The organism is Okeania sp. SIO2C9, from assembly GCF_010672455.1.
GTDB lineage: Bacteria > Cyanobacteriota > Cyanobacteriia > Cyanobacteriales > Microcoleaceae > Okeania.
Genome location: NZ_JAAHGO010000039.1, coordinates 36220 through 48253, shown reverse-complemented (window position 1 = coordinate 48253; position 12034 = coordinate 36220). Strand labels below are relative to the sequence as shown.

The 12034-nt window shown below is 34.1% G+C and carries 7 protein-coding genes; 2 read left to right on the top strand and 5 right to left on the bottom strand.

The genetic code is table 11. From position 1 onward, the window contains the following. Window positions 1-997 precede the first annotated feature (997 nt). Both F6K23_RS25180 and F6K23_RS25175 read right to left on the bottom strand, forming a co-directional pair. Window positions 998-1777, bottom strand: coding sequence for a hypothetical protein (locus F6K23_RS25180; RefSeq protein WP_293160907.1), 780 nt, complete (start codon window positions 1775-1777; stop codon window positions 998-1000). Between the two features lie 1002 nt (window positions 1778-2779). Continuing rightward, a complete protein-coding gene (locus F6K23_RS25175) occupies window positions 2780-2992 on the bottom strand; it encodes a hypothetical protein (RefSeq protein WP_293121214.1) in 213 nt (70 codons plus the stop codon). Window positions 2993-4345: 1353 nt separating this feature from the next. On the opposite strand from F6K23_RS25175, the gene F6K23_RS42110 reads away from it, so the two are divergent. Both F6K23_RS42110 and F6K23_RS25170 read left to right on the top strand, forming a co-directional pair. Then, window positions 4346-4444: a BsuBI/PstI family type II restriction endonuclease gene (locus F6K23_RS42110; protein ID WP_367267812.1), complete on the top strand. Its 99-nt coding sequence runs from the start codon at window positions 4346-4348 to the stop codon at window positions 4442-4444. 96 nt (window positions 4445-4540) lie between these two features. Continuing rightward, window positions 4541-4726, top strand: coding sequence for a hypothetical protein (locus F6K23_RS25170; RefSeq protein ID WP_293160905.1), 186 nt, complete (start codon window positions 4541-4543; stop codon window positions 4724-4726). A 1812-nt stretch (window positions 4727-6538) separates the two neighbouring features. Here the strand turns inward: F6K23_RS25170 and F6K23_RS25165 are convergent. The 3 genes from F6K23_RS25165 to uvrA form a co-directional block, all read right to left on the bottom strand. Then, window positions 6539-7798: a DEAD/DEAH box helicase gene (locus F6K23_RS25165; RefSeq protein WP_293160903.1), complete on the bottom strand. Its 1260-nt coding sequence runs from the start codon at window positions 7796-7798 to the stop codon at window positions 6539-6541. A 171-nt stretch (window positions 7799-7969) separates the two neighbouring features. Beyond that, window positions 7970-8782: a nuclease-related domain-containing DEAD/DEAH box helicase gene (locus F6K23_RS25160; RefSeq protein ID WP_293160901.1), complete on the bottom strand. Its 813-nt coding sequence runs from the start codon at window positions 8780-8782 to the stop codon at window positions 7970-7972. Between the two features lie 227 nt (window positions 8783-9009). Continuing rightward, window positions 9010-11970: an excinuclease ABC subunit UvrA gene (gene uvrA / locus F6K23_RS25155; RefSeq protein WP_293160899.1), complete on the bottom strand. Its 2961-nt coding sequence runs from the start codon at window positions 11968-11970 to the stop codon at window positions 9010-9012. Window positions 11971-12034 lie beyond the last annotated feature (64 nt).

Below are 12034 nucleotides of genomic sequence, written 5' to 3'. Positions count from 1 at the left end.
TATCAATAATCAAGGATATTTAATCACCAAAATAATAATTTTTTTTTGACCCTCAAATCCATTAAATAATAATAGTAGCATCTAACTATAGTAAAGCAATAAACTTATCCATAAAATTAACTACCAACTAACACGAAGTAACAATTATAAATAACTCCATTCTTCAATTCTAGTTTGATATTTCAGATATCAAGGGTATAGCAGTGGAAGGAAAGGGCACAGACATATCAAAAACTTAAAACTCAGACAACGCCAGATTTTTCCTTCTTTGGTAGATAACTAAACGCTTTCTTCCTTCTTCCTTCTCCTATAAATTAGCTGCTGGTAATCCTAACTGGGCAAAAATTATTAATACTAAAATCTATTAAATAACATATTCATATAGGAAATAAAGAGTTGCTGATACCAATGTTATGTAAGGCTGAACAGAATTATGAAATTAATTAACTTGTCTGTCTTGATATACAGTCAACTCTGATTAAAATTTTATTCTATACAACTTTATAGCCTTTCTCAGTCTAATGAGGTACACCTATCTTTATTTATCTTCTATTCCCTGTTGCCTGTTGCCTTTCGGGGCTCTTGCCTAAAACCAACGAATGTCCGTACCTCACGCTTCTTAGGAATTGCTATATCTTAATTTGGTATAACATAGACTAATAATCAACCTTAGACAAGAAAGTATTTTTCCCGCTTTTGTCTTCTGAAATTGCTATAAATAGATGCCAAATTAAGTAATATCCATCTAGAGAGCTAGAGAAATTTATAAAAAATTCTAGGTTAGCACACTAAATACTCAGACAGTGAAAGAAATATTTGCTCCTTTAGCTAAAAAAGTTAAAATTTTCTTGCTCTATCTATAGCAATTACCAAAAATAATACTACAAAAAAGAAATTGGAAATTTATGCCTCAAAGGACAATACTCAATTCTATTACTCACCTATTTCTATCATTGTTTACCTTTTTATTTTTTCTTATTTATTGAAATTTATTTGATTATTTTTGTTTTCTTTTCCTATCAATATAAGGAGGTAAAAATTTAGTTTCCTCCTCCTCATAAATAGTATATTGCCAAGGAACATTAATATCGTGAGCCGTACTCTTACCATTGTAAGAAGATCGACGTTGGGGTTGAGCTAATAAAATAATCATTCCGACTAAAATAATACCACCGCCAAGAAGTAAAATAGCTAAGACTATTCCTCCAATAAACCACAGTATACCTTTTTCTAAATAATTCGCAGAACTACCTGAAGATCTTCTGCTATAATTATCCATCCCCTGTTGTAGACTCAAGCCAGAAATCAAACGTTCTTGCTGCTGGACTTGAATCAACAATCGGTCATTTTGTAGCCTCAGTTGATCTTGTTGCAGTCTAAGTTGTTGTGTCTCTGCCCATTGTTGCTCTAACTGAGTTTTCAACTGTCGCATATCAAGTAATTGCTGCTGTAGTTGAGTTTTCAGTTGCTCATAAGCTGAACGTTGTTTCTCTGATTGATTTTTAATTTGTTGTTCCAACTGATAGTCCTTAAAGTCAGGAACTGAAGGGACTGAAATTGGTGGGGGTGGTAGTGGCTGAGGTGAGACAGTTACTAAAGGAGAAGGATATACTTTTGGAGAAGGAGAAAATGTGATTGAGGGAGAAGGGGATGCTTTTGGCGCTTCCGTCCGATAATCAGGAGAAGACTTGCCAAATACAATCCAACCCATGAGCAAGAGGACAATCAATATCCCCGTCAGAATACATCCTCCTATAAACGCTGCAGTCTGATTCATTATTTAATTTCACTTGATGGTTAAACCAGGACTATTTGACAAATCATATAGAGAATCTATTCTCTAATGCCGATTAATATCATAACCAAGCTTATGCAACAAAAATCAAAAACATCACTACTGTATTTACGTCAAGTTAAAATTATCTCAGTTATTCTGAGTTTCAAATGTTTAACCTTCTGTTAAGAGTAGGATCTGTTGGGCATACTGCACTGGTTTCTAGAAAAAATTAATATAGAAATATACGGACTTTGAGATAAGATCCTACGACAATTAGTATTTTGATGCTACCTCGATCTAACAACATTTGTCTTGGACTTCGAAGTTTTCTTCTAGGAAATAATCTGAAAAATATTTTTACCACAGAAAAGCAAATAGCAGCGTGGCAGAAGATTAGGAGAAAAAAATCTTGGTAGAAAATCACTCCCCCCTTTTTTAGCAAAGCTGCCTTTCTTTTCTTGTCCTTTCCTTTCCTTTCTTATTTCTGTATAGCACTACGTCTTTTGGCGTTTGACAATAAATTTAGGTTGTAAGGGAACACCGGATCTGGGAATAGGGGTACAACCCCGTGGGGTGCAACAGAGGCAAGCGGTCGGAACCCGGGGAGGTCTCCTCGCCATGGGAATGCCTACTAACAGAGGTAATGGGCACTCCTGTGAGGAAACAAAGGAATGTCAAGAGCGTATTTGAGTAGCGCTATACTATTTCACGGAAGTAAGAAATCAAAAATTAAAAGTCAAGGGTTATAAGGTAAGAAAAATCTATCAAAAACTCAAGGGGTGATAGAAATCATATCTGATTTATACCACAAGATATGTTAAACTTAAGAGTTTTGTTGTTCTTATATTTATAGATACAGGGATTTAGTACCTTATATATTTTTGGTAACATATTGACTCTTAACATATTAATTAAGCGAATTAATAATTTTCTTTTAATAATGGCCTCTGTTTTTCCTATTTATTAAAGAACAAGTAAGTTAGAAGAAAAAATGAAAAGATGCTAGGAAATCTCAGGGTTATAGTAATCTTCAGATTTGACCTTTCCAACTTCATCTAGATCTTGATTTATACAACCTTGTCTTTGAGCATATTGACAAACACGAGCCCATAACTTTGCTTTAGTACCAGGTGGTCCAGAAGAAAACAACACCCGATCTCCACCTACTATTTTAACTAGGCAGACTGGGCAAATTTCTTGCTGATTTTCTGACATTGTTAATTATTTATTGTTTAATCATAAATTGACTTATAAGTATATAACGCTTTTTATTCAATTTGGCAAATCTCATATCTAGCAGATGCGATATTTTAGGAGGGAGGCATATTTAGATTTTCAAGAAAAATCTCAAATTTCAAGTTATTCATTAAGTTCTTTATTGGTGTATAGCATTTACATTTGAAATGTGAAGAGAGAATTAAATCTTTGATAGAACATATTAATTGAGAATAGTATCAGGTAATAATAGAGTTTTTGTTATTTTTTAAAATAACAATCTATTATCATAAATTACCTAAAAACTTTATAGCTACATCAAGAAGTGTTTAAGTGATAAAATTGCTAGTGCTAAACAAGTAATGACTTTGGTCTTGGGATATTAAATCCTAATAATTAAAAGGGAAAAATAAGTAATATTTTTTTAATATATAGCAATTCCCAAGAAGCTTGAGGTACGGGGATTCGTAGGTTTTAGGCAACAGCTCCGAAAGGCAATAGGCAACAGGGAATAGAAGATAAATAAAGATAGGTGTACCTCATTAGACTGAGAAACGCTATATTTATAAATGCCATGAAATGAAACAGAAATAATCTAATATCTGCTCTTTATTTTACGAATTAAATATTGTTACTATATAATAGTATGCCTATATGAATTTTACGAATCAACAAATAAAACAACTATAGATTAATCAAATTGCTTTAAATGATTTGCTTTCTCAGCAATTAAAAATAAAGTAATACTAAATACTATTGATATGGGCGCTCTATTTCAATCATAAGTTAGGATGTAATAGACTTATAGATAGTTAATCAGTACCTTTTTATAAGCAAATTTGGTATAAAAAACAGAAAAATTCACCCTTTTTTCCTAATTTGGCCTATGTATTCTATACAAGCATTATAATCATTCGCATAACATATATGAACTTCATAAATAAAATCAATCATTTACTTAAACTATCTGTTCAAATGTTTGCAAGATTCGCGAGATAGCTTTCCTATTTTGATTCATGCAGTGGCAAAATTAAAGCCGTAAATTTGGTTATTTGAAAACGTAAGAGGGTTGGTTTATCGGAATAAATGGTATTTGGATGAAATTACTCCAGCACTTCAATCTTTGGGTTATATTATTGAGCTTAAATTGTTAAATTAAGTAGAACGGTGCAAAAAAACAGAAGTATGTAACGAAAAGTAAATTTGCTAAAAACTCTCTTCCCTTCTGCCTTCTGCCCTCTGTCTCCTGCCTTTTCATAACGATAATTTTCAACACCGACCTACTTATGTTTATTTTGGTGTGCCTCAAAATCGTCAACGAGTAATAGTTATTAGGCATAAAGGTGAGTTGAAATTTCTTCAAGTTTTAGAGCTGATTTAATTTTTATCACAGCTTTTCTAGACCATCATACTTTTCGCAAGTTTGCTGCTGATATTCCTTGGGAAACATAAGTTTGCATTGCTGATGCACCAGACCATATAATTCATTTTGATGCGGAAAAATTTTTAGGACTTTATTCTCAAATAACTAATACTTGAAAGACAATTATGAATGAAATTAACTGGCAATTATTCTGGATATTAATGATTTTGCATTGTGTTATTGGTACTGCTGCTGCTTTTGTGGCAAAAAGTAGAGGTAGGAATTTTAATATTTGGCTAGGTTGGGGTTTCTTGGGGGGTACTATTGCTTTGATAACTGCATTTTTGATGCCTGCTAAAAATCTAGATTGAAAAGGAAATTAATTAGCAAAAAATTAGAGAAATTTATGTAGAGATAGAAAGAGAGGAAGGTTGACAGATATTACTCTTGGCTTACCTATAAAAATTTGTCTCCTTTGGAAGAGCTTTTTAGTATTTTGAGAGATGGAATAATTGAGAGAACCTAGAAAGTAATTTACTGAAGTAATTATAATATTTAGCCAATAAATTTAGTTGAATAAAAAGTCATGCGTAGGGGCGAACGACTCCTATCAGTTCCTACTATATCAAAATTTTTGTGGAGATGCAACCGAAAATCCTTTGACGCGCGATTTTTTTTGAGCTTAAGAGAATGAAATTCTTGATGCTTTTCCACTGAGGAGGGATGGATGGAAAGATTTGATGAGGGAAAAACAAGCATATATCTTGACTAAAGCTTCACAGGATGACAATTTCAGAAAATATCTACTTTCCTCTAGATAGACCAGACATCTGGAAAAATTTCTGACAAATTTTTGACTATCTATATATAAGAGTGAAATTTTCATTTGCTCCGAAAACTGTTAAAAAGTCGAAGGGAGTTAAGAGGCGATCGCTCTACTTCAGAAAATATCTACTTTCCTCTAGATAGACCAGACATCTGGAAAAATTATCTGACAAATTTGCGACTATCTATATATAAGAGTGAAATTTTCATCTGCTCCGAAAACTGGTAAAAAGTCGAGGGTAGGTAAGAGGCGATCGCTCTACTTCAGAAAATATATACTTACTTCTAGGTAGAGGAAATATTTGGGAAAATTTTCTGACAAATTTTCAAGTATCTATATAGGTCATTGAAATTTTCATTTGTTCCAAAAACTGGTAAAAAGTCGAAGGTAGTTAAGAGGCGATCGCTCTACTTCAGAAAATATATACTTACTTCTAGGTAGAGGAAATATTTGGGAAAATTTTCTGACAAATTTTCAAGTATCTATATAGGTCATTGAAATTTTCATTTGTTCCAAAAACTGGTAAAAAGTCGAAGGTAGTTAAGAGGCGATCGCTCTACTTCAGAAAATATATACTTACTTCTAGGTAGACCAGACATTTGGTCAAATTATCTAACAAATTTTCGACTACCTATACCTGGAAGTAAAATTTTCATCGGTGAGGAAAACTGGTAAAAAGTCGATGGGAAGTAAGAGGCGATCGCTCTACTTCAGAAAATATCTACTTACTTCTAGGCAGACCAGACATCTGGAAAAATTCTCTGACAAATTTGCGACTATCTATATATAGGAGTGAAATTTTCATCTGTGAAAAAAACTAGCAAAAAGTCGAAGAGAGACAAGAGGTGATCGCTCTACTTCAGAAAATATCTACTTACTTCTAGGTAGAGGAGATAGTCTAGAAAAGTCTCTGATAAATTTTCGACTATCTATATAGGTCAGTGAAATTTTCATCTGTGAAAAAAACTGGTAAAAAGTCGAAGAGATACAAGAGGTGATTGCTCCACTTCAGAAAATATCTACTTACCTCTAGGTAAACCAAATATTATGGAAAAATCTCTGACAAATTTTCAAGTATCTATATATAGGAGTGAAATTTTCATCTGTGAAAAAAACTGGTAAAAAGTCGAAGAGATACAAGAGGTGATTGCTCCACTTCAGAAAATATCTACTTACCTCTAGGTAAACCAAATATTATGGAAAAATCTCTGACAAATTTTCAAGTATCTATATATAGGAGTGAAATTTTCATCTGTGAAAAAAACTGGTAAAAAGTCGAAGAGATACAAGAGGCGATCGCTATTATATTCAATAACTAATATGCAGAAATATTTCTAGCCATCACCAATTTAGATTTTCAATTTCCTAACTTATTTATTTTTTGTTGCTCTTTTTTAATTAGCTCTTCAATCTCCTTCGCTTTTTCTAAAATTTCTGGATTACCATACTCATTCATAGCCTCTACTAACTTACTTGTTAACTCTTTACCTTTCTTGAGACGATTACGACGTTTTTCGTACTCCAGATTATCTAGATTTCTTTGAATAGTTTTTGGTTCTGGTACTGTAAATGTAATTTCTTCATAACTTGCTAATATCTTCTGAATTTCATGGAATAAAATATGAGCTTTTGAACTTATCCCAGTTAAAATACACCACCCCCTAGCTCTGGTCATAGCTGTAAAAGCTTGGTTCCTTTCTTGAACAATTAATTGAGGATTGCTATCTACTTGTTCAAATCCAATTACATAAACAATAGATGCCTCATTTCCTTTAGCTCGGAAAATACCAGCGAGTGTCACATTGTTAGATTGTCGGAAAATTTCATTCTTAGATATTATCGCTTTTACCTCTGGCTTAAGTAAACCTTGCAATTCTCCAAAGTCTCTCTCCATATTCTTCCAATCTAGAGATATAACTACTATTTCTTCTGGCTTTAGTTCGTCCTCATAAACATTTTTCTTTATTTGTGCAGCTACCCAATTAAGCTCTTGACTTCTCTGATTAAAAGTTTTGTATTGAACTAACTTCTCTCCTTGTGGTACTAATTTTTCTAGACTATGAGGAGAATTTTTTTCTGGTCTTTTTATTGTTACTTTTTTCCCTGGTTGAAATTCTCCTGAAACTACTTCATATCCAATATCTTCCCATCCTCCTGGTGTGGGAATAAATTGAACTGCTCCCTTATTTCTTAGTAACCCCATTCCAAAGAAATGAGCAGTAACCATAATAGGACGAGGAGTGCGATAACAATGATAGAGAATCATATCTTTTTCTATTTCACTATCTGGATAATTACCTTCAAGTTCTACAACAGGCGTTCCATCTGTATGAGTACCAAAAATTTCAATGGCTGTTGGTATAGAAAGACTTTCTAAACTTTGAACTTCATCGTATGCCCAGATTAAACGTTTAGGTTCGCGCAAAATGTCATAGCACAATTTATAAAACTCAAAGTTAAAGTCTTGGGCTTCATCAATAAGAATTGCATCAAATAACTGAGGAGTTTTATCCTCAAGTTCTCTAAGTTCTTTACAGCAATTACCGAGTATTTGACTGTACTCTTTATGAGTAAAAGCATTTTTTGCTTCTAGATATGTGCGTGAATTACGCCCCATTTTTTTAGAAACAAAACGATATAGACCTTCCTGATCTTTCCTTCCCCAAGCATGAAGTATATGAATTTTATTCCAGTTTGGATCTACATCAGCCCACCAACGGTAAAAACGAGTAATGTTACTCTTAATTTGTTCATATAAACTTCTGGTGTAAAAAGTATAAGCAATATCTCAATTAGGATGTTTATTGTGCATCCATGCTGCTTTCATACACATTACAACTGTTTTTCCTGAACCTGCTAAACCTCTAATTCTTTGAGGACCATTTGGTATTTGAACTGCTATTTTGTGCTGCTCTCTATCTAGACCTTCCATTTGTAATTCAACTTGCCTAAGTAAAGCAGCTTTTGATGAATTTTTCTTTGGTTCCGGTCTAATTTCACGACGTAAAGTAGGGGCGCCTTGGAGAATACTCAATGCGAGTTTCCATTGTTCATCTGTTATAAATTCTTGTTTTTCTTCAGCAGGTATTTTAGTTAATCTCTTTCTCAAACTATCAGGCTTTTGTAAATCATCTGCAAAGATAATAGTTAATGGAGCAGCAGGAGATAAATCAAGACCTTTTCTTTTCCATTCAGACTCAGATATTAAAGGTAAACCAATAAATACATGACCTTGAATTACATCATATTTTCCTTTACGTAACTTACGCTCATTTTTAAATTTTCCTAGTATTGAAAACATCTGGTCTTCTGCCTGAGAGTAAGGAGTTTCTTGGGTAGAATACCAATCTTTCATTTCCCAAACTTGCCCATTAATCTTTTCAATATTTTCGATTTTGCATCCCTTTGTTTCAATAATATATAATCCCCAATTTTTATGAAGCATGAGAATATCTGGTTCTCTTCTCGATCTATCTGGGGAAAATATAGGATAGCGATGATAACAAATTCCTTCATCTTCAAATAAAGCATTTTTGAGGCTTTGCCACATCATCTTTTCTGCACGATTATTATCTTCAGAATCCGACCAAATAAATTCCATAAATTTTTCTTCTCTTGAAATTAAAATTGATAGAAAGAGTATAACTTAGATTAAATTTCAAATCAATTTACTAATAAATTATGGATATTGATTGATTTTTTTTCTAAATTTACTTTTGGGTGCATCTCATAGCAAGCAAAAATACTTTTTTCCTATATATTCCCTGTTGCCTAAAAGAGATAAATTTTTGAATAAAGGCAAAAATTGAGATGCACGCTTACTTTTTGTTAATTTTCAATTTTCGGCGGATACTTTTCTAATACTTCTCGCAAATATTTCCCAGTATAAGAGTCTGAATTCTCTGCTACATCTTCCGGTGTTCCACAAACAATTATTTCTCCTCCTTTATCTCCACCTTCCGGACCTAAATCTATTACCCAGTCGGCACAACGAATCACATCTAAATTATGCTCAATTACTACAATGGAATTTCCTTTATCTACTAATCTTTGCAAAATATTCAATAACTGATGAACGTCATAAAAAGATAAACCAGTTGTTGGTTCATCTATTAAATAAATAGTTTTTCCAGTTGCTCGTCGAGATAATTCAGAGGCTAATTTTACTCTCTGTGCTTCCCCACCAGAAAGAGTCGGTGCGGGTTGACCTAATCTGACATAACCTAACCCTACATCTACTAAAGTTTGTAATCGACTTGCTGCCCTCGGAATATTTTTAAATACTTCTAAACTTTCCTCTACAGTCATATTCAAAACATCAGCAATTGACTTATCTTTATATTTCACCTGTAAAGTTTCTCTACTATATCTTGCACCCTTACAAACATCACATTGCACATAAACATCTGGTAGAAAATTCATTTCAATTACATTTACACCTTGTCCGCTACAAGCTTCACATCTGCCACCTTTAACATTAAAAGAAAATTGCCCTGGTTTATAACCTCTAGCTTTTGCTTCTATAGTTTCAGCAAAAATTCCTCGAATTACATCAAATACTCCTGTATAAGTTGCCGGATTAGAACGGGGAGTTCTACCAATAGGTGATTGGTCAATTACAACTGCCTTATCTATTGCTTTTAATCCTTTGATTTTTTCTAACTGTTTGGGAAAAGGAATTTTTCGACTCAGATAATTTTGCAAAGCTGGATAAAGTAATTCATTAATTAAGGTAGATTTTCCCGAACCAGAAACTCCAGTAATACAGACCAATTTTCCCAAAGGAATTTCTACATCTATATTTTTGAGATTATTTCTATGACAATTTTTCAGCAGTAAAGACTTTCCATTTCCCTCCCTTCTTTCTGCTGGAGTAGCAATAACTTTTTTGCCAGATAAATAAGCACCAGTTACTGACTCTACTGTTGCTAATAATGTCTGAAAATTTCCCTGAGAAACTATCCGCCCCCCATGCACTCCAGCCCCCGGACCAATATCAATAATATGGTCGGCTGTTCTAATAGTTTCTTCGTCATGTTCCACGACTATTAAAGTATTTCCTAAATCTCGAAGTTTGATTAAAGTCTGCAAAAGACGACTATTATCTCTCTGATGTAAACCAATACTTGGTTCATCTAAAACATAGAGAACTCCTGTTAAACCAGAACCAATTTGTGTTGCTAATCTAATTCTTTGAGCTTCTCCCCCAGAAAGTGTCATTGTTGCTCGGTCTAATGTTAGATAATCTAAGCCAACATCCAACAGAAATTGTAATCTTGCCCGAATTTCTCTCAATACTAATTCGGCAATTTTTGCTTGCCGTTCGCTCAGTTGTAAATTATTGATTTTCTCCAAACACTCCCGAATCGAAACTTCTGTAAAATCTGTAATTCTGTATTGCCCTACTTCTACCGAAAGAGCCTCTGGTTTTAGTCTTTTCCCTTGGCAAGTTTCGCAGGTTTGATTGACTAAATATTGTTCTAATTTTTGCTTAATTAAATCCGAACCAGTCTCCTTATATTGCTTTTCCAAAGTCGGGATAACTCCAGGATAGTAACGATAATCTCCTTCTCCATTTTTCCTTTCTATCCAAATAGGTTCGTCGCTACCTTCAAGTACTAACTTTTGCTCCTTCTTGCTCAATTTATTCCAGGGAGTTTCTATCTCAAACCCATAAGCTTCAGCCAAACTATAAAGCAGAGAAAAATAATAGGGATTTTCCTTATTCGACCAAGGAGCGATCGCTGAATATAAGGGTGCATTGGGGTCGGGTACGATTAACTCTTGGGAAAACTGCTTCAGACTACCCAAGCCATGACAAGTAGGACAAGCACCGTAGGGAGAGTTGAAGGAAAATAACCGAGGTGAGAGTTCTTCCATCACTGCTCCATGTTCCGGACAGGCAAAATTTTCCGAAAATACTATTTGAGTATGAGATTTTTCTATTTCTGTATCTAGTTCCTGACTAGAATTAGTCGAATTATTAGCAGATTTAGAATTAGCTGAAGTTGCTATTTTTGCCGAGGTTAGGTTATACTTATTAAAACTCTGCACTGCACCTACCTCTGCTGATGTATGATTTAATACGTCAATTAAAGCAATTCCAGTAGATTGACGTAGACAAGTACTGAGAGAATCCGCTAAACGTTCCTCTATACCTGGCTTTTTAATCAGTCTGTCAATAACAACTTCTATCGTATGTGTATGATTTTTATCTAATTTGATGTTTTCGGCAATTTCTACAACCTCTCCATCAACCCTCAAACGAATAAATCCTTGAGCGGCTAAACTAGACAAAAGTTTCTTATGAGTCCCCTTTTTTCCTCGAACCACGGGAGCTAAGATATGAAATTTAGTCCGGTCCGGAAGAGCCATAATTCTGTCACACATTTCATCTATAGTTTGGGGAGCAATATTATGGTGGCAAATTGGGCAATGGGGTTCTCCTGCTCTACCAAACAGTAATCTCAGATAGTCATAAATTTCCGTGACAGTGCCGACTGTAGAGCGAGGATTATGAGATGTAGATTTTTGGTCGATGGAAATGGCAGGGCTTAATCCTTCGATGGAGTCTACGTCTGGTTTGTCGAGTTGTCCGAGAAATTGTCGGGCATAGGCACTGAGGGATTCGACGTAGCGACGTTGCCCTTCGGCGAATATTGTGTCGAAGGCAAGGGAGGATTTGCCAGAGCCAGAAACTCCTGTGAAAATAATTAGGCGATCGCGTGGTAATTCGAGGTCAATGTTTTTGAGGTTATGTTGTCTGGCACCTCGGATGCGGATGGTCATTTCAGTTATCAGTTATCAGTTATCAGTTATCAATTATCGGTTATCAGCAAAATTTGTAGTGTTA

Coding starts and splice junctions, on each gene's coding strand:
- F6K23_RS25165 (WP_293160903.1), bottom strand. CDS start 7,798: ATGGGGCGTAATTCACGCACATATCTAGAAGCAAAAAATGCTTTTACT.
- F6K23_RS25170 (WP_293160905.1), top strand. CDS start 4,541: ATGAATGAAATTAACTGGCAATTATTCTGGATATTAATGATTTTGCAT.
- F6K23_RS25180 (WP_293160907.1), bottom strand. CDS start 1,777: ATGAATCAGACTGCAGCGTTTATAGGAGGATGTATTCTGACGGGGATA.
- F6K23_RS25175 (WP_293121214.1), bottom strand. CDS start 2,992: ATGTCAGAAAATCAGCAAGAAATTTGCCCAGTCTGCCTAGTTAAAATA.
- F6K23_RS25160 (WP_293160901.1), bottom strand. CDS start 8,782: ATGGAATTTATTTGGTCGGATTCTGAAGATAATAATCGTGCAGAAAAG.
- uvrA (WP_293160899.1), bottom strand. CDS start 11,970: ATGACCATCCGCATCCGAGGTGCCAGACAACATAACCTCAAAAACATT.